Origin of the sequence: Burkholderia sp. SIMBA_051 (assembly GCF_046534915.1) — a bacterium.
In the GTDB taxonomy this organism is placed as follows: Bacteria; Pseudomonadota; Gammaproteobacteria; order Burkholderiales; family Burkholderiaceae; genus Burkholderia; species Burkholderia ambifaria.
This window is the reverse complement of record NZ_JAWRXS010000013.1, coordinates 18,113-40,823: the sequence shown is the minus strand read 5'-3', so window position 1 is coordinate 40,823 and position 22,711 is coordinate 18,113. Positions and strand designations below refer to the sequence as shown.

The following is a 22,711-nucleotide window of genomic DNA, read 5'->3' as shown; positions in this document are numbered from 1 at the left end:
ATGCCGGTGCAACATGGTGGTATGCGAGCCCCGCATAAGGCGGGAAAACCCCGACTCAGCCGAGCCGGGAAGGCGCCTCGCGCAGGTGCTGCCACAGCGTGTCGAGGAATTCACTGCGGTTGGACACATCGCGATACACGCGCAGCTCGACGTCCAGGTTCCACGCCGCGGGCCCGGCCGGGACGAGTTCGCCGGCCGCCAGTTCGGCGGCGATGGCGCTGCGGGGCAGCCACGCGACGCCCTCGCCTTCCATCACGAGTTTCTTCAGCACCTCGGCCATGTCCGACTCGTAGTGCAGCTGCAGCGCCGGCGTATCGGGGGCACGGGCGAGCAGCAGCGCGAGACAGCGGCCGAAGTAGCTGGTTTCCGTATAGGAGATCAGCGGCAGCGGGCTCTGCTTCGTTCCGGGCAGGCGAAACGCGGGCGCCGAGTGCCGGTTCGGCCGGCATGCCGGCATCAGCGTGTCGAGGCCGACCGTCAGGTGCGCGTACTTCGCCGGGTCGAGATGGAGCGGCAGCTCGGGATGGTGATAGGCAAACATCAGCTCGCAGTTGCCGTTGACGAGCATCAGGATCGAGTCATGGACATTGGTCGGAATGACGCGCGCCCGCACTTCGCCGAAATGCGGCGCGAGCGCCTTGAGCCAGCCCGGCAGGAAACTCAGCGCGATCGTGTGGCCCGCGGCGATCTGCAGGCTCTTGCCGGCGATCCGCTGCTCGGTGCGGATGATGGCCCGCGTGTCGAACAGGCGACTGAGCACGTCTTCGGCCGTCTCGCGAAACAGCCGGCCCGCCGGCGTCAGCACCGGCGGAAAGCTGCTGCGGTCGATCAGTTCCGCGCCGATCCACTGCTCGAGCGACTGGATGCGACGGCTGAAGCCCGACTGCGTGACGTTGCGAAATTCAGCCGCACGGGAAAAGCTTTGATATTGAGCGAGCGCGAGGAAGTCCTCGATCCATTTGATTTCCATGATGGCCTTGGCGGGTCGCGGGCGGAGCGGCCCGCGCGTCACCCAGGTCATGGCGAAGCGCAGGCCGACGGACGCTCACATTGTATGTGCTCGCCCCGGTGCGCCGCGCGGGCCGCCCTGCTTGCTACGCCTTTTTCGCATAGGCGCTGCACCAGCCCTTTGCATTGACCTGCTTGCCGCCGAAAATCGCGCACGGCGCCATCGCGGCATCGGCCTTGCCCTGGTAGAACTGGCAATTCGCACAGGCCTCGCCCGGCTGAAATTTCGGGAATTTCTTACGGTCGACCCGGCTGGCGTCGGTCTTGTAGCCGAGCGCCTGCGCGTTTGCATCGGATTCCTGCACGGCTACGGCCTCCGCCGCCGCCGCGCGACGGCCCACGGCCAGCGCGGAAGCCAGCACGGTGGTCGCTGTAATGAAACGTCGGCGTGAAAATTTCATGAGAGTCTCCCTTGAACGGATGCCCGGGAATCAGTGAAAGAAGAGTGCCCGCATGCCGAACGTGTGATGCGCTTCGGCGGCCATCAGCACCATGAGCACCAGCAGGCACAGCGGCGGCACCAGGATCGCGTACACCAGCGCCAGCCGCTCCCACATCATGTGCATGAAGATCGACACGATCAGCCCGGCCTTAGCGATCATCAGCACGACGATCAGCACCCAGCGCAGCACGCCCTGCACGTGGAAGTAGTCGACCAGATACGACAACGTGCTCAGAACGAACAGCAGGCCCCAGATTTTCAGGTAGACGCCGATCGGATGCTGCTGGCCGTGCGCGGCGTCGGGTCGATCGGCGGAATCGGTGTGGTCCATGGCCTGCCTCACCACAAGTAGAACAACGCGAAGATGAACACCCACACCAGGTCGACGAAGTGCCAGTACAGCCCGGCAATCTCGACGATCTGGAAGTTGCCGTGCTCGGTGAACCCCGGTTGCAGCACCTTGCGTGCGATCAGCAGCAGGTAGATCACGCCGCAGGTCACGTGAAAGCCGTGGAAGCCGGTGATCGTGAAGAAGCACGCGCCGAACTGCGCCGCGCCCAGCGGGTTGCCCCACGGGCGGATTCCTTCATGGACGATCAGCTTGGTCCATTCGAGCGCCTGCATCGACACGAAGGCCGCGCCCAGCAGCGCGGTCGCCAGCAACAGCACGGCGGCGCGTTTGGCGTTGCGCCGGTAGCCGAAGTTGACGGCCATCGCCATCGTGCCGCTGCTGCTGATCAGGATGAACGTCATGATCGCGATCAGCAGCAACGGTACATCCACGCCGCCCACCGTGAGCCCGAATACCTTGGACGTATCGGGCCACGGCGCCGTGGTCGAGATGCGCACCGACATGTAGCCGATCAGGAAGCTGCTGAAGACGAAGGTGTCCGACAGCAGGAAGATCCACATCATCGCCTTGCCCCACGGCACCTTGAAGGCTTCGCGGTCGCCCGCCCAGTCGGTGACGATGCCGCGCCAGCCGTCGGGCCCGGCGTCGGCGGGGGCGATGTCGGCCGATTCGGTGGGGAGCGTGGGCACGGTCATGGCGCGGCTCCATACAGCGGCCCGCAGATGGCGGCGACGATCGCGGGAGTCATCCACCACATCGCCGCCAGCAGCACGAGCCAGACAGCCAGCAGGAAATGCCAGTAGGTCGCGCACAGCGCAATCGCGCGCTGGGCTCGGAACGGATCCGCGCGCCGCACAAGCGCGATCGTGACGACCCAGGCGACCAGCCCGCCCAGCACATGCAACCCATGAAGGCCGGTGAGCAGGTACAGGAAGCTGTTCGAAGGATTGACGTTGACGGTCTGCCCGGCGGCGGACAGCATGCGCCACGCGGTCAGTTGCCCGATCACGAACAGCGCCGCCAGCACGCCGCCGGATACCAGCCACACCGCGCGGTGCAAGGCCATCCGCCGGGCGCGCTGCATCGCGATGCTGGCCAGCACCAGCGCACCGGTGTTCCACCACAGCAGCGCCGGATGCGGAATCGGCTGCCAGTCGGGCTCGCGCATGCGCATCCCATAGGCGAGCAGCAGCAGCGAAAACAACGTCGTGGCCACCGCCATGAAGACGATCAGGCCCGTGCGACCCGCATTCGGCAAGACCGGTTGCGCGTCGGGACCGAAGGGGCGCGGCAGCGTGGTCATTCGTGTGCCTCGTCGGAGTGAAGCGTCGGCCGGGCCGGCGCGGGCTCGGGCGCCGTCGCGGGCGGCCGGTTTTGCGGGACGAAATCTTCCGCCTCCCCTGCGGGACTGTATTCGTATGCCCAGCGATAGACGACCGGCAGCGCCGCGCCCCAGTTGCCGTGCGCGGGCGGCGATTGCGGCGTCTGCCATTCCAGCGTGGTGGCCCGCCACGGGTTGCCGTCGGCACGCTTGCCGTGCTTGAGGCTCCACGCGAGGTTGAACAGGAACAGCAGCTGCGCCACGCCGACGATCAGCGCCACGACGGTGATGAACGCGTTGAGCGTCTGCGCCGAATGCGGAATGAAGCTGTAGCCTTCATACGCGTAATAGCGCCGCGGCATGCCGAGCACGCCGAGATAGTGCATCGGGAAGTAGATCGCATAGGTGCCGACGAACGTGAACCAGAAGTGCAGCCGCCCGAGCGTGTCGTTCAGCATGCGGCCCGTCACCAGCGGATACCAGTGGTAGAGGCCGCCGAACACCACCAGGATCGGCGACACGGCCATCACCATATGGAAGTGCGCGACCACGAAGTACGTGTTCGACAGCGGAATGTCCACGCTCACGTTGCCGAGGAAGAGCCCGGTCAGCCCGCCGAGGACGAAGGTGCTGATGAAGCCGATCGCGAACAGCATCGGCACGGTCAGATGGATATCGCCGCGCCATAGCGTAAGCACCCAGTTGTAGACCTTCAGCGCCGTTGGCACGGCGATGATCAGCGTCGTGGTGGCGAAGAAGAAGCCGAAGTACGGATTCATGCCGGCGATGAACATGTGGTGGGCCCAGACCACGAAGCTCAGCGCGCCGATCATGACGATCGCCCACACCATCATCCGGTAGCCGAAGATGCTCTTGCGCGCGTGCGTGCTGATGAGGTCCGACGCGATGCCGAACGCCGGCAGCGCGACGATGTAGACCTCCGGGTGCCCGAAGAACCAGAACAGGTGCTGGAACAGCAGCGGGCTGCCGCCGGCATGGTTGAGCGTCTGCCCCATCGACACCACGGCCGGCACGAAGAAGCTGGTGCCGAGCGTCTTGTCGAACAGCATCATCACCGCCGACACGAACAGCGCCGGAAACGCCAGCAGCGCCATGATGGTCGCGGTGAAGATGCCCCACACCGTGAGCGGCATGCGCATCAGCGTCATGCCGCGCGTGCGCGCCTGCAGCGTGGTGGTCACGTAGTTCAGGCCGCCCATCGTCGCCGCGACGATGAAGATCGCGAGCGACACCAGCATCAGCACGATGCCCCATTCGACGCCCGGCGTGCCCGGCAGGATCGCCTGCGGCGGATACAGCGTCCAGCCCGCGCCGGTCGGTCCGCCCGGCACGAAGAAGCTCGCGGTCAGCACCAGCACGGCGAGCAGATAGACCCAGTAGCTCAGCATGTTGAGGAACGGGAACACCATGTCGCGCGCGCCCAGCATCAGCGGGATCAGGTAGTTGCCGAAGCCGCCGAGGAACACCGCCGTCAGCAGGTAGATCACCATGATCATCCCGTGCATCGTGACGAACTGGTAGTAGTGGTTCGCGTCGATGAACGCGAACTTGCCCGGGAAGCCGAGCTGCAGCCGCATCAGGTTCGACAGCACCAGGCCGACGAGGCCGATGGCGATGGCCGTCAGCGCGTACTGCACGGCGATGACCTTGTGGTCCTGGCTCCACACGTAGCGGGTCCAGAAGCTCTGCGGGGCGTGATCGGAATGCGCGTAAGTCATGGGGTGTGCTCCGCTAGCGCTGCGCCGCGCTGCTGGCGTCCGGCCCGCCTTGCGCCTTGATATAGGCCACCAGTGCGGCCAGTTCCTGATCGCTCAGGTCGAAGTGCGGCATGATCGGCGAGAAGCCCTTCACGACGCGGGCCGTCGGGTTGGTGATGAACGCGCGCAGATACGCGTCGTCCACCTTCGCGGTGCTGCCGTCGGCCATCGTTTCGGTCTTGCCGTACAGGCCCTTCCACGTGGGGCCCACGCGCGGCGTGCCGTCCACGGTATGGCACGCGATGCAGCCCTTGGCGGCCGCGAGCGCCTTGCCCTGGTCGGCCAGCGCCTGGGCGCTGCCGCCCGCGGCGGCCGGCGCGGCCTGCACGTTCGCCTGCTGCCGCTGCGCGAAGGTGGGCTGCCGCGCGAGCCAGCGCGAGAACGACGCTTCGTCTTCCACCACCACCACGCCGCGCATGTTCGAATGCCCGATGCCGCAGAGCTGCGCGCACAGGATGTCGTAACGCCCGGCCTTGGTCGGCGTGAACCAGAAGGTGGTCACCATGCCCGGCACCATGTTCATCCGCGCGCGGAACGGCGGCACGTAGAAGTCGTGCAGCACGTCGCGCGACCGTGCCAGTACCTGCACCGGCCGGTTGAGCGGCAAGTGCACTTCGGATGAATCGATCAGATAGTTGTCGCGGCCGTTGGGGTCGCCGGGGTTCAGGCCGAACGGGTTGGCGTCGCTGATGTAGCGCACGTCCGTCGTGCCGAGCTTGCCGGCGGGGCCCGCGAAGCGGAAGCGCCATTGCCATTGCTGGCCGAGCACTTCCATCTGCAACACCGTGGATGGCGGTCGTACGTAGTCCGCATAAACGAAGAGCCCCGGTGCCAGCAATGCGGCCACGCCGACCGAGGTCAGACCGATCAGCCACCATTCGAGCCGCCTGTTGTGCGGCTCGTAGGCCGCGCGACGGCCGCTGCGATGGCGGTAGCGCAGCAGTGCGAGCACGATGAACAGGTTGATCGCGATGAAGAACGCGCCGGTGATCACGAGCGTGATCGTCAGCATGTCGTCCATGCGCACCCAGTTCGACGCGATCGGCGTGATCCACCACGGGCTGGCAAAGTGAAACCCCACCGCCACTGCGATGATCAGGACCAGAGCAATCGCAAGGGCCATAGGCCGCCTCGCTGCGTGTCACGCACCCGAGCCGTCGACACGACGCTGCTGGCGTCGTCGCGCCGCGTCGGCGCATTTCGCGTTCGTCGTATCGTCCGCGCCGGCACCTGTGCCGGGCGCCGCTTCGCGACGCGCTGCCCACGACGGCTCTTAAGAAAAGGTAGTCCTCTGCCCTGCATCGTGCAAGGCGGCGAAACGCGCAGACGCATGCCGCGCATGTCGCGCACGAAACGCGCGAACGGCGGTGTCGCATGCGGTGATGCGATGCAAAAACGGCCGCCTCCGGCAAGGATTGCCGACGCGGCCGTCTAGCGGAGCCGATGGAGGTTCAGCGCCGGCGCGTCACTCGATCCTGCTCGGCCTGCGCCATCGCTCCAGCTGGCCATAGGCGACGGCGGCCACCACGCCGAACAGCAGGTTCGCCAGCAAGGGGCCGGAACCGCGCTCCGAGATGAACCACGGGAAAACGGCCGTCATCACATAAAAGTTCCACAGGTACGCGACGAGCCCGAACGCCAGCCCGATCACCGCCTCCATGCCCACGCTCGAATCGAACCGGAAAGGCGCCATGATCGCGGCGAGCATCATCCCCATGAGCGCGCCGAGCACGTAGTGCAGCAGCAGCGCCATCGCGACGATTTCGAGGTTGAATTGCGACAACTGGCTGAGCGCACCGCGGCCCATCACCATCGCGGCGATCTTGTGGGTCGGTCGCCACGGGCTTTCATGGAGCACCAGCGTCGACCAGAAGAATTCCAGCGCGATCACCAGCGCACCGCCCGCCAGGCCGGCCACGGCGGCGGAAACCCAGTCCGGCGTGCGCCGTTCCCAATGGTGCGATTGCATGTGCAGTTCCATATGACCTCCTTGCTGATGGTTCAGCTTCAGCACTCAGGTTCAGAACGCGCCGTTCGCGTCAAAAAGTATGTGCCGTGTGCGATTCGAAATCGCCGGGCGCGAGCCGGCACAGCGCATCGCAACACGTTCGCCCCGCGATTCGGCAACGCCACAGGCAGCCGCGTCGAAACGCAACGCAATGCCGCCCACGGTCGCGGCAACGCGAACATGCGTCCGACGAGTCGCGTCGATGAGCGCGGGTGTTCGCGTGTGCCGGTTTTGGCGTGTCAGGGGAAGATCGGCGTCGTGGGCTCGCCGCCTTCCATGTCCGCCTGGGGAAAATGCTGCGCGACCATCTGCGAGATTTCCTCCTCTCGCAGCGGCGGCACGTCGGCCATGATCAGGATCTGGCCTTCCCGAATGGCCTCGCGAAAGCGCGCGAGTCGCCCATTCGGTTCGGCAATGCCGATCATCGCGGCCGTCCACGCGCCGAAGCCCGCGCCCGCCACCGTCAATCCGACGACGGCACCGCCCGCGATCACGAGCTGCGCGGGAGGGAATACCAGCGCGACGAGACCGATGAGCGCGCCTGTCGCGCCGCCGAGTGCGACGCCCCGCTCGAGCGCGTGCACGACATCGCTGCTTTGCAGCAGCGATGCTTCGGGCAACTCATCAAGCGTGACGCTGTGATCGGCGAGAACATGGATATGGCGCCAGATGATGCGGGCGCGCAGCAAGTCATCGACGATCGCCTTCGCCATCTGCGTATCGGGTACGAGAAAATAAAGGCGTCTCATGTTGGCACCCCTCTTTTGCCAGCGGTTTATCCGCGACAGAGCCTTTTGTTATTTTATGTCAGCATCGGCGGGTGGATAGCCGGGTTTGCGCAGGGGCGCCAGCAGTTCCTTCAGGCCGTTATGGTCGATCTCGTGCATCAGCGCGAGCTGCCGCCCGAGTTCGCCGCGCGGGAATCCTTCGCGCGCCAGCCAGTTGAGGTAAGGCCCGGGCAGGTCGGCCAGGAGTCGGCCCTTGTATTTTCCGAAGGGCATGGTAACGGTGACAAGACATTCAAGGTCGGGGGTTCGCATGTCGGTATTGTGCACGTCCGGCTGCTAGACTGGTATTTCCCCCTGCAAACCCTGGAGGGAATCATGATGTCCGTGTACGTCGTGAAGACCGGCGAGCAATTCCTCTGCACTGCCGAGGACGGCGATATCGGCATGGCGCCGTCGATTGAAGATGCGGCGTCCTTCGGTTCGTATGAGGAAGCCGAAAAAGCGGCAAATATACATGCCGACCCCGGATACGAAATCGTGGCCGTCTGTGTGATCCGGCACTGACCGGCTGGTCCGCGCGGACGAACGTGCCGGACGCGCAAGTCGCCGTGCGGCAGCGTCGTCCCCTGCGACAACGATGACTCCGCGCACGCACCGCGTGACGCGTTGCCTTCGTCGACGTCGCGCATCCGGCGGCACGGCGCACGGCATCGCCGCCGCGCGCGAACCGTCCGCCCACGACGGCCACGCGTGCGGCGACCCGGTCGCACCGTCTTACTTCTGCAGCGAGATTTCCACCCGGCGATTGCGCGCCCGCCCTTCGACGGTATCGTTCGATGCCGCCGGATTGGCTTCTCCATGCCCGGTCGCGGCAAACGCATCGGCCTTCAGCCCGTGTTCCCGTAGATACGCCGCAACCGCATCGGCCCGACGCTTCGACAGCGCCTGGTTGTGCGCATCCGAGCCGGTCGCGTCGGTATAGCCGTCCACGTCCACGCGCGCGAAATGCCGGTCGCCTTGCTGGTTCAGCAGCTTGTCGAGCGCGGCGGTGGCCGCCGACGTCAGCACGGCCGAGTCGGTCGCGAAATACGCATCGCCGGTGAGGCTCACCTTCTCGACCGCGGCGGGCGCCGGCGCTGCGGCCGCGGCGACCGGCGCGGGTGCCGCGCCGCACTGGAACACCATCGAGTGCGGATCGGCGCCGTCGCGATACGGCGTCGTGGCATCGACCACGCGCACGGCGTCGTTGCCGCACATGCGCGTCGCGACCTTCATGCAGGTCTTCGCGCTCGACAGGATGCCGTGACAGTCGACGCGGAAGGTGCGGATGCCGTCACGGGACTGCAATTCGTATGCGTTGTAGGTCGGACCCGACGCGCTCGAACAGGCAGCGAGGGAAACGACGGACGCCAGCAGGGCAAGATGGATGTTTTTCACTTGATTACTCCGAAAATGCGATGGGCGCAGCGCGTGCGGCGCGATAGCGCGGCCGCATCCGCGTGCGGTTGCGTTCGACGCGGTCCGCTCCGGCAGCGCGTGCCGGAACGGACCGCCGCGCGCGATTACTTCCACTGATACAGCACGCCCGCGCCGACGACGCGCTGGCTGCCGGCGAAGCCGCCGTTCAGCGTCGCCTTCAGGTTCTCCGTGAGGCGCGCCTGCACACCGACGGCCATGGCCTTCTGACCCTGGAACGACGCCGTACCGACGCCCATCGCGAAGTTCGAGTCGCGGTCCATGTGCGGAATCGACGCCAACGCGGCCGTCGCGGCGATCCCCTCACGCGCCATCGAATCGGTCTGCTGGATCTGCTGCTGCATCTGCGAGATCTGGTTGTTGACCGTGTTCAGCGACTGCGTGAACTGGTTCGACACCGCATTCAGCTGGTTCACGTTCACCGCATCGGTGCCCTGCGTGCCCGCCGCGACGTTGACGACCTGTCGCGGCGAATCCGCCGAGCCGACCGCGACGACGTTCGAGCGGCCGCCGTCGTTGCTGCCCGTGCCGATCGCCGTCGAGTTGTTGCCCGATGCGATCGAGCCGACGCCGATCGCCGTCGAGCCGTTGCCGGACGCCGTCGAACTGTTGCCGACTGCCGTGCTGTTCGAGCCCGATGCGACCGCCCCCGAGCCGCCCGCCGACGAATTCGAACCGCTCGCCCCCGGCGGCACGTTGCCGCCGGGCGGGTTCGTCGTGTACTGCCCGCCGAGATTGGTCGTGCGTTGATCGATCAGCGTCGTCAACTGGTTCGCGATCGAGTCGAGCTGCGATACGTTCACCGCGTCCGTGCCGTTCTTGCCCGCGGCGAGGCCCGTGATCTGCCGGTTGCCGATATTGATTTCACCGGCCGACGACTGCGGGCTGCTCAGGCCGTACGCGACGTAGTTCGTCAGCGCGCCGACCGTGGTCAGCGAACCGGCGCCCAGCGCGACGCTGTTCGCGAGCGTCGCCGACGCACCGGCGCCGAGCGCGAGCGCATCGGTGGCGGTGCTGTGCGCACCCGAGCCGAGCGCGACGCTGCCCACGCTGACCGCCGACGCATTGGCACCCTGCGCGACCGACTGCGCGCCGAGGGCCGACGCACCGCTGCCGAGCGCGATCGCATCGGCCTGCGCGGAACTCGCGGCCTGCCCGATCGCGACGCCGCCGGGCGCGGTCTGGTCGACGATCGCGCCGTTGCCGATGCCCACGCCGTTGTCGCCGTTCACGACCGTCGTCGGCCCGACCGCGACCGATTCCGCGCCGACCGCGAGCGAGTCGCCGGCCGTCGAATTCGCGTGGAAGTACTTCTGGCCCGTGACCGCGAACGACTGCAACGCGCCGGTCAGCTGCCGTACCGTCACCGCGTCCTGCTGCCCGGTGCCATCTGCGACGTTGGTGATCTGGCGATACGTGCGGTTCGTCGTGTCGCCCACCGACACCGCGCCGAGCAGCGTCTGGTCCGTCGTGTTGAACGGGATCGCCGCGGTGCCGTTGCGGATGATGCCCGACGACGGCGTCGTCGCGCGATCGGCCACCGAGCCCGAGCCAAGCGCGATGCTGCCGTCCACCCGCGAGATCGCGTTCGGCCCGATCGCCACGCTGTCGACGCCGAGCGCCTGGCTGTCCGGCGCGGTCGAGTTCGCGTGGAAATACTTGATGCCGTGCGCATTGATGTTGTCGACCACGGAACCGACGTTGTTGTTGATCGTCGTCGAGCCGTCGCTGTTGTACGTCACGTACGACGGCGCCGAAATCGTGCCGGTCGTCGGGTCGTAGGTCGAGCCGCCGCCGATCGCGCCGGCCGTGCTGTTGCCGAGATTGGTGTTGTTGTTCACGATTGAGCTGAGGCTCGTCGACAGCGAACCGATGCCCGTCGACGTGGCGGTCGACAGCGAGGTCAGGTTGCTGTTCGTCGCGCTCAGGCCGGTGGACAGCGAGCCGATGCCCGTTGACGTCGACGTGGACAGCGACGTGACCGTGCTGTTGGTCGAGCTCAGGCCGGTGGACAACGAGCTGAGGCCCGTCGAGGTCGACGTCGACAGCGACGTGATCGCGCTGTTGGTCGAGCTCAAGCCGGTGGACAGCGAACCGATGCCCGTGGACGTCGACGTGGACAGCGACGTGATCGCACTGTTGGTCGACGACAGCCCCGTCGACGTGGACGTCGACAACGACGCCACCGAACTGTTGGTCGAGCTGAGGCCCGTGGACAACGAACCGATCCCGGTCGACGTCGAAGTCGACAACGACGTGATGCTGGACAACGTCGACGTCGACAGCGAAGTCACCGCCTGATTCGTCGCATCGAGCTGCGAGCCGTTGATCGCATCCGTACTCGTCGGGCTGATGCGCCCGGCCGCGACGTTGGTGATCTGCCGCTCGCTTCCGTCCGCGCCGACGCTGACGACGCTCACCGGATTGACGCCGTTGAACGTATACGTGACGCCGCCGATGGTGCCCGTGGCGGTCGGATGCGGCGCGGCCGTCACCGAACCGGAGCCGAGCGCGACGTCGTTTGCATTGTTCGCCACGGCCGACGCGCCGAACGCCACCGCGCCCGCTGCTGCCGCCGTCGACGTGTTGCCGAGCGCGACGGAGCCGATGCCTTGCGCAATGTTCGAGTTGCCGATCGCCACCGCGCCGTCGCCGTTCGCGGTGTTGTTCGAACCGGCCGTGACCGCGCCGGTGCCGATCGCGGTGCTCGGGTCGCCGATCGCGACCGCGCCGTTGCCGCTGACGGTCTGGCCAAAGCCGAGCGCGACGGCGCCGGTGCCGCCCAGGACCTTCGACAAGTTGCCGCCCGCGATCGAGCCGGCACCTGCGCCCGCGGCGACCGAGTTGCTGTCGCCGATCGCGACGGTCGATGTCGCCGCCGCCACGCTGTTGATGCCGACCGCCGTCGAATTCAATGCCGACGCCGTCGCGCCCGGCCCCAGCGCACTTGCCGAGATACCGGTCGCGAGCGCGAGGTTGCCAAGCGCAACGCCATACTGCTGCGTCGCGGTCGACTGCACGCCCATCGCGATCGAACTGAGGCCCGATGCATTCGCGTTCAGGCCGAATGCGGCCGCGTTGTTGGCGCCGGCCGTCGTCCCCGAGCCCATCGCAATCGAACTGGTGCCGAGCGACTGCGTGCCCGAGCCCGGCACGCCGGCGACGCCTCCCCAGCCGATCGCGATCGACGACGTGCCCTTCGCCCCGCTGTTGACGCCCATCGCGACCGCCGAGTTTCCGGAAGCGAGCGCGCCGCTGCCCACGGCCACCCCGGCCGAGCCCGAGCTGGTCGACTGGTTGCCGAGGGCGACCGCGCCCGTCAGGTCGGCATGCGACGCATAGCCGAGCGCGATGCTTTGCGCCCCTGCCGCGCTCGCCCCAAGCCCGAGTGCCGCCGCATACTGGCCCGATGCGAACGCATTGTTGCCGAGCCCGATCGCGGACACGCCGGTCGCCGCCGCACCGCTACCGAGCGCCACCGAGCCGCTTTGCGTCGCGCTCGACAGGTTGCCGAGCGCAACCGCGTAAGCCCCTGAACCGATCGCCTGCACGCCCATCGCCACGCTGTTGACGCCGGTCGCCTGCGAGTTGATGCCGATGGACGTGCCGCCATCCGCCATCGCATGCGCACCCGGGCCGATCGCCGTGGACGACACGCCCGCCGCCGTCGCCAGATTACCGAACGCGGTCGCATTCGTCTGCGAGGCAAGCGCGCCGTTGCCGACCGCGGTCGAACTGGCGCCGCCCGTCGCGGAGCCGCCACCGGCCGAATACTGCGCGTGGGCGCCCATCTGAAACAGTCCGAGGTACGCGGCCGCCATCATCATGACCAGTCGCCGGGGCGACAACCCAGGCGGCGTTGCCATGCTCGCGGCGGCGCCTTCGTGGGCAGCCTGCTCGCCCGCGCTCCTCGACGACGCCACGCGCTTGCCGCGCGCGCGATCGAGCTCGGACGCCGCAACCCACGCCCCCAGTGCTTCGTTCCAGATCGACTTGAACGACTTGTTCATCTTGTTTTCCCTCGGTTCACATGTGCTGGATGACGCAACAGCGAACGCGGCCGGGAGCAGACCGTCTCCACCTTCTTTGTCTCCCGTCTCGCGACGCCACGCTACTTGCTTCGCATATCTAACTGAACTGCTGAACGACTCTGCACGACACGCGCGACACACGTCGCGATCACACGACCGCACACCGCCCGTGTCGGACGACACGATGCACGGCGACGATCGCGGGTTATCGAATCATGGAAGTCGAGCTCGCCCGTCAGGCGGCGGCATGCCGGGCGACGCAGCGCGGGAAAGCGCGTGCGCACACCGTCGCGCCGGCCCATGGGCGGCGAACTCGAATTTCATGAGGAAGCGTCGGTGGACGAAAGCCGCGCCGAATGCGCCGGGCGGCCCGTCCTGGGTCATTCAGGAGGAGGATGACGTCGTGCGGCCCCGGGGGATGAAGCATGCGCCGCCGGACCGCGGACGCTGACAGCCGCCGCCGGTTCGGGCGAACCGGTGCTGTGAACTGCCGTGCCTTTCATATTCATGTTTTTCGTGCCGCCTGATTCGAGAGCGCGCCCGCGCGACCGCCGCCTGAAAGACCGAACTGCCCGGCGGCCGACGCGAACCCACCCACCCCTTTTCCGTCCAGGCGCGCGCCGGAGATTCCGGATTTCCGGAAAAACCAGCGATAGGCCGGACGACCCCTGCATCGAATTAATCGACTGACTTTCTTTGACTATTTCTTGTTGCCTTGTATGCCACACTCTCATCAGCTTCTGCCCCATTCCCTTCATCTCTTATATCAAGCCAATTCGAAGGGTGGGAAGCTTGCATTGCCCTCGTGCCGACTCTCGTCGCAGCACCGGAATCCCGGAATTTGAGATTGTCAGCACTCAATGTCACATTGAATATTGCGCACTCAAACATGCCGCCGCGACAAATGAAATTCGTGTGGAACACCGTTCTGCCGAACAACCGCTCCAGTCACCTCGGGCCTAGTGTGCCGGGACTCCGGTGCGCGAACCTTTTCCCGAGCGGACAAATTGTTTTCCCGGCCGGACGAGATTTACATTCATACATTCCGGCATCCCGATCGACTTAAACGCGAAAGCATTTTTAACCAGCGATCCATAAAAACTTAATCACGGGGACACGAAATTGATGACCGCGATCCGCGTCGAAACAGGCTGCCTGCGCGACACATTTCAACTCGATTCATCATTCGGGCCAATTCCATTTATGCCGATTCAAATCGGCAATAACGACCGAAATTTAATAGCCGGCCCGGCACTTTTTCCCAGCCTGTTTTCGCGGTGCGGGCGCGCCGCCAGGAAGGTTGCGCGCACTGTCAAACATGCCCACACGCGGCGCACGGAAACCCCACCGCGGGCGCTATTGTCGTCATATAATTTTTTGCAACAATCGTGCGCATAGATGCATCGAGTCCGATCCCGGCCTACCTCCCCAACGCGTTCGCAACCATGTCATCCCGCTCGTCCAGTCCGGCGTCGCTGCGCGCCACGCCGGATCTCGTTGGCGCACACATTCTCGTTGTAGACGACCGACCGAACGACCTGCGGCTCCTGACGGAGATCCTGCGTTCGGCGCGATGCCGGATCAGTGTCGCGTTCGACGGGCTGCAGGCCTATCACCGCGCGCAGGCCGTCGCGCCCGACCTGATCCTGATGGATGTCCGGATGCCGCGCATGGACGGCTTCGCCGCGTGCCGCCTGCTGGCGTCGACGCCGTCGACGCAGAACATACCCATCATCATCCTGACCGCCGCCGCCGATCTCGACGATCGCATCGCGGGGCTCGAAACCGGTGCGCTCGACTACATCGTGAAGCCGTTCGAACCGGTCGAGGTCATTGCGCGGATCCGCAATCATCTGAAGCGCGCGCGGCGCAGCCAGCCGTTCGCGCACCTGCCCGAGCTGCCCGAGCTGCCCGATCATCCGGACGCCGCGCTGGTGCGTGCGGCGAGCGACGTGCTGCTGCGCGAATTGCGCAATCCGCCGACGCTCGAGGAACTCGCGCGGCAGGTCGGCACGCACGAAAAGCGACTGTCGCGCGTGTTCCGCGATCATCTCGGCCAGACCGTGTTCGAATACCTGCGCGGCACACGGCTGCGCGCCGCGAAGCACTTTCTCGCGGAGACGTCGATGGGGATCGGCGACATCGCCGAGGAAATCGGCTTCTCGACGCCGGGCAATTTCGCGACGGCGTTTCGCGAACGGTTCGGCATCACGCCGTCCGACTGGCGGCGCCAGCGTCCGGCGGTCGACGCACTGCCCGCGACGCATGATCACCCGCGCGATGCCTAGGCGCCGCGCATCGGGCTGGTACACCCTTCTGCTGCTCGCGGTGGCGCTGATCGCGTGCACGACCCACCGCGCCGAAGCGACGGAAAACGCTGCACAACTGGACGCGGTGTCGATCGTCGAGGATCGGGGCGCGACGATGTCCGTCGATCAGGCCGCCGCGCGACTCGCGGCTGCGCCAACCGGCACGTCCGCAGCGCGCCCGTCATTCAACATCGAATTTTCCCGCTCGGCATGGTGGGTCGCCGCGACGCTGGTCAATCACGACAGCGTCGAGCGCCCGCTGGTGCTGGCGATTTGCGACGCACGTCTCGACCATGCAGACTTTTATGTCGAGCGCGGCGGCGCGTGGACGCTCGCCGCTCGCTTTCCGGCCGACCGCGGCGACGCGGAGCATCCCGCTTCCCGATATCCGACGCTCGACACGACGCTGCGGCCAGGCGAACGGATGCCCGTGCTGATCCGCATCACGTCGCGCAAGGAAATGCGGCTCGCGCCGTCCGTGTTCACGCCCACTGCATGGCACGCGTACGAACTGCGCGCCGCGATGTGGAACTTCGGCTTCTTCGGCGGCCTGCTCGCACTTGTCTGGTGTGCGCTGCTGATCGGATTCTTTTCGCGCAGCGGCATGTTCGTCGTGCTGGCCGTGCTGGCGCTGAGCACGACGTTGTTCGAAGCGACGTACCGCGGCTATACCGTGATGTATCTGTGGCCCGGCGCGTACGAATGGTCGGCACGCGCCGAAGTGGTCTTCGTTTATCTATCGGTCGCCTGCTTCATCGCATTCATCCTGATGGTCGCGCACCGCGAGAAGGCCAGCATGCCGATGCGTGCCGTCTACATGGCGTTCTTCGCGCTCGAATGCATCGGCATGGCCGGCGCGGCGTACGGCGACCTGCTCACCTTCACGTGGTTCTGCCTGCGGTTGAACACCGTGATGGCGGTCGTGAACATCGGCCTCGCGCTGACCTTCGCGATCCGGCGCACGCCGAGCGCCCGCGTGATGCTGATCGCCGTCGGGTTCGCGAGCTTCAACATGCTGGTGCGCGTGCTCGACGGACGCGATGCGATACCGGCGTGGCTGCTCTGGCTGAAATCCGACATCCATCCGAATCCCGTGGTCGCGATCATCGGGCTCGCCACGCACCTGCTGGTGCTGGCCGCATGGATCCACCACGTCGGCCGGCAACGCACCGAGGCGCGCAAGCGCCTCGAGCAATGGCAGCTCACCGAACAGGATCGCCTGCGCGACGAAGTCGCGAAACGCACGGTCGCGCTCAACGACGCGTTGCAGCAGGTAAGGACGCACATGCAGCAGAAGATCGAGACGCTCGGCTACGTGAGCCACGACCTGCGCGCGCCGCTGTCGACGATCAACGGCTACGCGAAGCTGCTGCTGCAAAGCGCGACCCGCAGCCAGGCGCGGCTGATCCGCTCGATCGACCGCAGCATCCGCTACCAGCTCACGCTGATCGACGAGTTGCTGCAATACACGAAGTCCGAGCTGCAGCCGCTCGGCATCTCGCCGGACGCGACCGACCTGCCCGGCCTGCTGACCGACATCGGCGACTATGCGCTCGCGCTGTGCCAGCAGCAGGACAACCGGTTCGACTACCGGCCGCTGACGCCGCTGCCGCGCAAGCTGTCGATCGACGGCATCCGGCTGCAGCAGGTGCTGCTCAACCTGCTGTCGAATGCGTCGAAGTTCACGCGCGACGGCACGGTCACGCTGTCGGTCGGCGCGTATCCGCAGGGGGATGCGTGGCGCATCGTGTTCGAGGTCGCCGATACCGGGATCGGGATCGACATCGGCAAGACGACCGACATCTTCCGCGCGTACCAGCAGGTTCAGGCGGTGAATGGCGGAACCGGGCTCGGGCTGTTCATCGCGCAGCGGATCGTCGGCGCGATGAACGGCGAGCTCTCCGTGACGAGCCAGCCGGGCGTCGGCACGTCGTTCACGTTCCAGATCGTCGCACCGGCGCTCGGGCATGCGCTGATTCCGGCGTCGGCGCTGATGCGGGCGGCCGAACCCGTCGAACCCGACGAATCGCTGAGCGACGCGCATGCGATGCGCTGCCCGTCGCCGGATGCGCTCGACGAGCTGGCCGTGCTCGCCAGCGAAGGCCGCCTCACCGATATCGAGGAATGGCTCGGCCAGCATGCGCATGCGCCGCGCCATGCCGCGTTCGTGCAGGCGATGCGCGAGCGTCTCGACGCGCTCGATCTGCACGCGATCGAGCGGCTGGCCGAGTCGCTGAAACGGATGGGTATCGCCGATGCGTCGTTCGATGCGGAGCCGGACATGGCAAGGTCGGCGTGATCGCCGCGCCGATCATGAAGCCAGTGACAGCGGGCCACGCACTCCCTCGCAGGTGCGTGCGGACGATCGCACCTGACGCGACGGTCGTTACAACCGCCGCATCGTCGACACCAGCGCCGCGTCGTCGCCCGCCGCGGCCGGCCTGACCTGCGCGGCGTCGCGCTTGCGGCGTTTCGGATCGAGCCCGGTGCCGCCGGTACGCCGCCGCGCCGCATGCCGCTCGATCACCCGCTGCAGCAGGCAGAACACGCACAGCAGCGCGCCGATCACGATCCGCGTCCACCACGAGCTCAGCGTGCCGTCGAACGTGATCAGCACCTGGATCGTGCCGAGGATGCCGACGCCGAACACCGACCCGATCACATAGCCCACGCCGCCCGTGAGCAGCGTGCCGCCGATCACCGTCGCGGCGATCGCGTCGAGCTCCATCCCCTGCGCCTGCAGCCCGTAGCCGGACAGCACGTACAGCGTAAACACCACGCCGCCGAGCGCCGAACAGAAGCCGCTCAGCGCATACACGCCGACCTTCGTGCGCGCGACCGGCAGCCCCATCAGCAGCGCCGAGCGCTCGTTGCCGCCGATCGCATAGACGTTGCGGCCGAAGCGCGTGAAATGCGCGACGTAGATCGCCGCGGCCAGCGTCGCGAGCGCGATCAGCGCGCCCGCGCTCAGCGTCCCGCCGCCGATCGGCACGCTGATGCCCGCGAGCGCATGGAAGGTCGGCTCGTTGATCGTGATCGACTGCGTCGTGATCAGGAAGCACGCGCCGCGCGCGAGAAACATCCCGGCCAGCGTGACGATGAACGGCTGCAGCCAGAAGTATTGGATCAGCGCGCCCATCGCCGCGCCGTACAGCGCGCCGAACAGGAGCACGAGCGGCACGATCGCCCACACCGGCCAGTGCAGCCGCTCGGCGCCGACCGCGCAGAAGATCGTTGTCAGCGCAACGACCGAGCCGACCGACAGGTCGATGCCGCCCGACACGATCACGAACGTCATCCCGATCGCGACGATCAGCAGGAACGCGTTGTCGACGAGCAGCCCGGTCAACACCTGCATCGAGAAGAAGCCGGTGTACATCACGGATCCGAAGCCGAACAGCGCGGCGAACAGCACGATCGTCACGACGATCGGCAGCGTGCGCGGGTCGGCGAGCCGGGCGAGGAATCGGTTCATCGGGGCGTGGCTCCGGTAGTGGCGCGCGAACGCGCGGAAGGCAGCAGCCGCGACGCATGCCGGAGCACCAGCGCGCGCGCCGCGTCCGACTGGATCAGCGTCACGACGATCACGACGATCGCCTTCACGACGAGCGTCGCCTCCGGCGGCACGCCGATCGAATAGGTCGTGTAGGTGAGCGTCTGGATGATCAGCGCGCCGAGCACCGAGCCGGCGAGGCTGAAGCGTCCGCCGAGCAGCGACGTGCCGCCGAGTGTCACCGCGAGGATCGCGTCGAGCTCGAGCAGCAGCCCCGCGTTGTTGCCGTCGGCGCTGCGCACGTTCGAGCTGGCGAGGATGCCCGCGAGCGCCGACATCACGCCGGAACACAGATACACGCCGAACACGACCGCGCCGGCGCGCAGCCCCACGAGCCGCGTCGCGACCGGATTCACGCCGATCGCGCGGATGAACAGGCCGAGCGCGGTGCGGTTCACCAGCAGCGCGGTCGCCGCGATCGTCGCGATCGCGATCCACACCGAGCACGGCACGGCCGCGAGATAGCCGCCGCCGATCTCCAGATAGCCGGGCGCACCGATCGGGATGATCTGCCCGCCGGTCAGCAACTGCGCGATGCCGCGTCCGGCGACCATCAGGATCAGCGTCGCGATGATCGGCTGCATCCCGACGAACGCGACGAGCACGCCGTTCCACGCGCCGGCGAGCACGCCGACGCCGAGCGCGGCGGCCAGCGCCATACCGAGCCGCGACGGGTCGCCGTCGAGCACGATCGCCGCGGCCGCGCCGGCGATCGCGACGATCGCGCCGACCGAGATGTCGATCCCGCGCGTCGCGATCACGAGCGTCATCCCGAGCGACACGATCACGAGCGGCGCCGCGCGGTTGAGGATGTCGATCGGCGCGCCGAACAGGTGGCCGTCGAGCAGCGAGATCGACAGGAAGCCCGGCCGATGCGCGACGTCGAGCGCCAACAGCAGCGCGAGCGTCAACAGCGGCCATACGAGCGGATGGCGAAGCAATGTGCGTAGCCGCATCATGACCGGCCTCCCGCGATCAGTTGGTACACGTGTTCCTCCGACGCGTCGTCGCCGCTCAGCTCGGCGACCTTGCGCCGGTCGCGCAGCACCGCGATCCGGTGGCTCACGCGCACGACTTCGCTGATCTCCGACGAGATGAACAGGATGGCGAGCCCCTGCGCGCACAGCGCGAGCACGCGCTCCATGATGTCGAATTTCGCGGCGACGTCGATGCCGCGGGTCGGCTCGTCGAGGATCAGCAGCTTCGGTTCCGTCGCGAGCCAGCGCGCGAGCAACACCTTCTGCTGGTTGCCGCCCGACAGCAGCCCGATCGGCTGCTCCGCGTCGCGCGCCTTGATGCCGAGCCGTGCGATGTAGGTATCGGCGAGCTCGCGCTGGCGCGCGCGGCTGATCAGCCGCCACCAGCCGCGCCGCGCCTGCAGCGCGAGCACGATGTTCTCGCGGATCGACAGCGCGGCGACGATCCCCTCCTTCTTGCGATCCTCCGGGCAATACGCGATGCCGTGGCGCACCGCGTCGTGCGGCGACGCGAGCCGCGTGCGTGCGCCGTCGATCTCGATCGCGCCGGTGTCGGTGCGCTCCGCGGCGAATGCCAGCTGCGCGGTTTCCGTGCGCCCCGAGCCGAGCAGCCCGGCCAGCCCGACGATTTCGCCGGGCCGCACGTCGAGATCGAGCGGGCTCATCATCCCGCGCCGGCCGACCTGCTGCATCGACAGGAACGGCGCGGCCGCGCCGGCATCGCGCTGCACGGCCGCCGCGTCCGCCTGCAGCGTGCCGGACATCGGCGCGCGGCCGGTCATCTTCGCGACCAGGCTGTCGACCGGCAGGTCGCGCGCGAGATACTCGCCTTCGCGCTCGCCGTTGCGCATCACCGTGATCCGGTCGGACACCGCATAGGTTTGTTCAAGAAAATGCGTGACGAACAGGATCGCGATGCCCGACGCCTTCAGCCGGCGCAGGACGTCGAAGAGCCGCGCGACCTCGCCGTCGTCGAGGCTCGACGTCGGCTCGTCGAGAATCAGCACGCGCGCGTCCACCGACACGGCCCGCGCGATCGCGACCATCTGCTGCACCGCGATCGGATACGCGTCGAGCGAGCGCGTGACGTCGAGCGACAGGTCGAGTTCGGCGAGCGCCGCGCGCGCACGCGCATGGATCGTCTTCCAGTCGATCGCGCCGCGCCGCATCGGCTGCCGGCCCGCGAAGATGTTCTCGGCCACCGACAGGTTCGCGCACAGGTTCACTTCCTGGTACAGCGTCTGGATTCCTGCCGCCTCGGCTTCGCGCGGCGCGGCGAAGCGCACCGGCGCGCCGCCGACGTGAATCTCGCCCGCGTCGTGCGCATGCACGCCGGTCAGCACGTTGATCAGCGTCGACTTGCCCGCGCCGTTCTGGCCCATCAGCGCATGGATCTCGCCCGGAAACAGCCGGAAATTCACGCGCTGCAGCGCGTGGACACCTGGAAACGCCTTGTCGATGCCGATCATCTCGACCACCGGCGGATTCGTCATGGAACGCCCTCGCTTCGAAGCGGTTGCCGGACGGCGGCAGCCCGCGCCGCCGCCCGCGTCCGTCAAGAATCAGTACTTGCGGGTCGGCAGCACCTGCGCCGCGACGTTCATCGGGAACACCGTCTCGTTCGTGACGATGCGCTTCGGCAGCTGCTTGCCGGCGACCACGTCCTTCACCGCCGTCATCAGCTGCGGGCCGAGCAGCGGGCTGCATTCGACGTCGACGTTGATCTTGCCGGCGACCATCGCCTGGAAGCCGCCCTTGGTCGCATCGAACGACACGACGCTCACGTCCTTGCCGGGCTTGATGCCGGCTTCTTCCATCGCCTGGATCGCGCCGAGCGCCATGTCGTCGTTGTGCGCGTAGACGACGTTGATCTGCTTGCCGTAGGTCTTCGCGAACGCTTCCATCACCTGCTTGCCGCCGGCGAGCGTGAAGTCGCCGCTTTGCGACGCGATCACCTTGAACTTCGGATTGCTCTTGATCACCTCCAGCAGGCCCGCGCGGCGATCGTTGGCCGGCGCGGAGCCGACCGTGCCCTGCAGCTCGACGATGTTGATCGGGCCCGCGTCGTTCTTGTAGCGCTCTTCCATCCAGTGACCGGCACGCCGCCCTTCCTCGAGGAAGTCGGAGCCGATCATCGTCACGTACAGCGACGGATCCTTCACGTCGACGCCGCGATCGGTCAGGATCACCGGGATATGCGCGGCCTTCGCTTCGGTCAGCACCGGCTCCCAGCCCGACTCGACGACCGGCGAGAACGCGATCACGTCGACCTTCTGCGCGATGAACGAGCGGATCGCGCGGATCTGGTTCTCCTGCTTCTGCTGCGCGTCCGAGAATTTCAGGTTGATGCCGGCGTCCTTCGCCGCGCTCTTCACCGACACGGTGTTCGCCGTGCGCCATGCGCTCTCCGCGCCGACCTGCGAGAACCCGAGCGTGATCGGCTTTTGCTGCGCGTGCGCGCCGGTGGCCAGCACCGTCGCCGCGGCGACGATCGCGCCGACCGCCAGCTTCCTGATGAATGTCATGGTCCGTCTCCGATGGTGTCGTTGTATGCCGCTGCGCCGGCCTTGCGCGGTGCTGTGCTGCGCTGTTCTGATTCTGCGTGGCGCGGATGCGGTGCGGGCTCGCCCGGCCTGCGCTTGCGCGCCAACCCGGTATGCATGCCCCGGATCAGTCTAGGAACAAGTCCGATAACCTTCCAATGAAATCTTGGATTGAAGCGATATCG

At 66.9% G+C, this 22,711-nt stretch carries 19 protein-coding genes; 3 read left to right on the top strand and 16 right to left on the bottom strand.

The window, feature by feature from the left end; genetic code table 11:
• Positions 1-55: 55 nt before the first annotated feature.
• The 10 genes from SB771_RS27495 to SB771_RS27450 form a co-directional block, all read right to left on the bottom strand.
• Positions 56-970 (bottom strand): LysR substrate-binding domain-containing protein, encoded by a 915-nt coding sequence (locus SB771_RS27495; protein ID WP_175661691.1) that lies wholly within the window; start codon positions 968-970, stop codon positions 56-58.
• Between the two features lie 124 nt (positions 971-1,094).
• Positions 1,095-1,409, bottom strand: coding sequence for a high-potential iron-sulfur protein (locus SB771_RS27490; protein WP_175661692.1), 315 nt, complete (start codon positions 1,407-1,409; stop codon positions 1,095-1,097).
• A 30-nt stretch (positions 1,410-1,439) separates the two neighbouring features.
• Entirely contained in the window at positions 1,440-1,781 is a 342-nt protein-coding gene (locus tag SB771_RS27485; protein WP_006756511.1) for a cytochrome C oxidase subunit IV family protein, read from the bottom strand.
• Positions 1,782-1,789: 8 nt separating this feature from the next.
• A complete protein-coding gene (locus SB771_RS27480; RefSeq protein ID WP_410721828.1) occupies positions 1,790-2,497 on the bottom strand; it encodes a heme-copper oxidase subunit III family protein in 708 nt (235 codons plus the stop codon).
• Complete coding sequence (locus SB771_RS27475; RefSeq protein ID WP_175661693.1) at positions 2,494-3,105, bottom strand: cytochrome c oxidase subunit 3; 612 nt, start codon at positions 3,103-3,105, stop codon at positions 2,494-2,496. Before SB771_RS27475 ends, SB771_RS27480 begins: the two co-directional genes overlap by 4 nt.
• Entirely contained in the window at positions 3,102-4,862 is a 1,761-nt protein-coding gene (gene ctaD, locus SB771_RS27470; RefSeq protein ID WP_175661694.1) for a cytochrome c oxidase subunit I, read from the bottom strand. The genes SB771_RS27475 and ctaD overlap by 4 nt, the downstream gene beginning before the upstream one ends.
• 13 nt (positions 4,863-4,875) lie before the next feature.
• A complete protein-coding gene (locus SB771_RS27465) occupies positions 4,876-6,024 on the bottom strand; it encodes a c-type cytochrome (RefSeq protein ID WP_175661695.1) in 1,149 nt (382 codons plus the stop codon).
• Positions 6,025-6,366: 342 nt separating this feature from the next.
• Entirely contained in the window at positions 6,367-6,882 is a 516-nt protein-coding gene (locus SB771_RS27460) for a hypothetical protein (RefSeq protein ID WP_011661082.1), read from the bottom strand.
• Positions 6,883-7,148: 266 nt separating this feature from the next.
• Positions 7,149-7,658, bottom strand: coding sequence for a hypothetical protein (locus tag SB771_RS27455; RefSeq protein WP_011661081.1), 510 nt, complete (start codon positions 7,656-7,658; stop codon positions 7,149-7,151).
• A gap of 48 nt (positions 7,659-7,706) precedes the next feature.
• A complete protein-coding gene (locus SB771_RS27450; RefSeq protein ID WP_175661728.1) occupies positions 7,707-7,949 on the bottom strand; it encodes a DUF3820 family protein in 243 nt (80 codons plus the stop codon).
• A 63-nt stretch (positions 7,950-8,012) separates the two neighbouring features.
• Here SB771_RS27450 and SB771_RS27445 point away from each other — a divergent pair, with 63 nt between their 5' ends.
• Positions 8,013-8,201: a hypothetical protein gene (locus tag SB771_RS27445; protein ID WP_126224338.1), complete on the top strand. Its 189-nt coding sequence runs from the start codon at positions 8,013-8,015 to the stop codon at positions 8,199-8,201.
• Positions 8,202-8,411: 210 nt separating this feature from the next.
• Here the strand turns inward: SB771_RS27445 and SB771_RS27440 are convergent, their stop codons facing one another.
• Entirely contained in the window at positions 8,412-9,074 is a 663-nt protein-coding gene (locus SB771_RS27440; protein ID WP_175661696.1) for an OmpA family protein, read from the bottom strand.
• A 125-nt stretch (positions 9,075-9,199) separates the two neighbouring features.
• Entirely contained in the window at positions 9,200-13,123 is a 3,924-nt protein-coding gene (locus tag SB771_RS27435; RefSeq protein ID WP_175661697.1) for a YadA-like family protein, read from the bottom strand.
• 1,466 nt (positions 13,124-14,589) lie between these two features.
• Between SB771_RS27435 and SB771_RS27430 the strand changes: the two genes are divergently transcribed.
• Together SB771_RS27430 and SB771_RS27425 are read left to right on the top strand one after the other, a co-directional pair.
• Positions 14,590-15,432, top strand: a complete 843-nt coding sequence (locus tag SB771_RS27430; protein ID WP_410721827.1) for a response regulator — start codon at positions 14,590-14,592, stop codon at positions 15,430-15,432.
• Positions 15,425-17,752, top strand: coding sequence for a sensor histidine kinase (locus tag SB771_RS27425; protein WP_175661699.1), 2,328 nt, complete (start codon positions 15,425-15,427; stop codon positions 17,750-17,752). Before SB771_RS27430 ends, SB771_RS27425 begins: the two co-directional genes overlap by 8 nt.
• An 87-nt stretch (positions 17,753-17,839) precedes the next feature.
• Here the strand turns inward: SB771_RS27425 and yjfF are convergent, their stop codons facing one another.
• From yjfF to SB771_RS27405, 4 genes are all read right to left on the bottom strand, one after another.
• Positions 17,840-18,928 (bottom strand): galactofuranose ABC transporter, permease protein YjfF, encoded by a 1,089-nt coding sequence (yjfF, locus tag SB771_RS27420; protein ID WP_175661700.1) that lies wholly within the window; start codon positions 18,926-18,928, stop codon positions 17,840-17,842.
• Positions 18,925-19,965: an ABC transporter permease gene (locus tag SB771_RS27415; protein ID WP_175661701.1), complete on the bottom strand. Its 1,041-nt coding sequence runs from the start codon at positions 19,963-19,965 to the stop codon at positions 18,925-18,927. Before SB771_RS27415 ends, yjfF begins: the two co-directional genes overlap by 4 nt.
• Complete coding sequence (locus SB771_RS27410; RefSeq protein WP_175661702.1) at positions 19,962-21,476, bottom strand: sugar ABC transporter ATP-binding protein; 1,515 nt, start codon at positions 21,474-21,476, stop codon at positions 19,962-19,964. Before SB771_RS27410 ends, SB771_RS27415 begins: the two co-directional genes overlap by 4 nt.
• Positions 21,477-21,545: 69 nt before the next feature.
• Complete coding sequence (locus SB771_RS27405) at positions 21,546-22,508, bottom strand: ABC transporter substrate-binding protein (protein ID WP_011661068.1); 963 nt, start codon at positions 22,506-22,508, stop codon at positions 21,546-21,548.
• Between the last annotated feature and the right edge of the window lie 203 nt (positions 22,509-22,711).

Excerpts from the sequence above, each read along its gene's own strand:
- SB771_RS27495 (WP_175661691.1), bottom strand. The coding sequence starts at position 970 with ATGGAAATCAAATGGATCGAGGACTTCCTCGCGCTCGCTCAATATCAA.
- SB771_RS27490 (WP_175661692.1), bottom strand. The coding sequence starts at position 1,409 with ATGAAATTTTCACGCCGACGTTTCATTACAGCGACCACCGTGCTGGCT.
- SB771_RS27485 (WP_006756511.1), bottom strand. The coding sequence starts at position 1,781 with ATGGACCACACCGATTCCGCCGATCGACCCGACGCCGCGCACGGCCAG.
- SB771_RS27480 (WP_410721828.1), bottom strand. The coding sequence starts at position 2,497 with ATGACCGTGCCCACGCTCCCCACCGAATCGGCCGACATCGCCCCCGCC.
- SB771_RS27475 (WP_175661693.1), bottom strand. The coding sequence starts at position 3,105 with ATGACCACGCTGCCGCGCCCCTTCGGTCCCGACGCGCAACCGGTCTTG.
- ctaD (WP_175661694.1), bottom strand. The coding sequence starts at position 4,862 with ATGACTTACGCGCATTCCGATCACGCCCCGCAGAGCTTCTGGACCCGC.
- SB771_RS27465 (WP_175661695.1), bottom strand. The coding sequence starts at position 6,024 with ATGGCCCTTGCGATTGCTCTGGTCCTGATCATCGCAGTGGCGGTGGGG.
- SB771_RS27460 (WP_011661082.1), bottom strand. The coding sequence starts at position 6,882 with ATGGAACTGCACATGCAATCGCACCATTGGGAACGGCGCACGCCGGAC.
- SB771_RS27455 (WP_011661081.1), bottom strand. The coding sequence starts at position 7,658 with ATGAGACGCCTTTATTTTCTCGTACCCGATACGCAGATGGCGAAGGCG.
- SB771_RS27450 (WP_175661728.1), bottom strand. The coding sequence starts at position 7,949 with ATGCGAACCCCCGACCTTGAATGTCTTGTCACCGTTACCATGCCCTTC.
- SB771_RS27445 (WP_126224338.1), top strand. The coding sequence starts at position 8,013 with ATGATGTCCGTGTACGTCGTGAAGACCGGCGAGCAATTCCTCTGCACT.
- SB771_RS27435 (WP_175661697.1), bottom strand. The coding sequence starts at position 13,123 with ATGAACAAGTCGTTCAAGTCGATCTGGAACGAAGCACTGGGGGCGTGG.
- SB771_RS27430 (WP_410721827.1), top strand. The coding sequence starts at position 14,590 with ATGTCATCCCGCTCGTCCAGTCCGGCGTCGCTGCGCGCCACGCCGGAT.
- SB771_RS27425 (WP_175661699.1), top strand. The coding sequence starts at position 15,425 with ATGCCTAGGCGCCGCGCATCGGGCTGGTACACCCTTCTGCTGCTCGCG.
- yjfF (WP_175661700.1), bottom strand. The coding sequence starts at position 18,928 with ATGAACCGATTCCTCGCCCGGCTCGCCGACCCGCGCACGCTGCCGATC.
- SB771_RS27415 (WP_175661701.1), bottom strand. The coding sequence starts at position 19,965 with ATGATGCGGCTACGCACATTGCTTCGCCATCCGCTCGTATGGCCGCTG.
- SB771_RS27410 (WP_175661702.1), bottom strand. The coding sequence starts at position 21,476 with ATGACGAATCCGCCGGTGGTCGAGATGATCGGCATCGACAAGGCGTTT.
- SB771_RS27405 (WP_011661068.1), bottom strand. The coding sequence starts at position 22,508 with ATGACATTCATCAGGAAGCTGGCGGTCGGCGCGATCGTCGCCGCGGCG.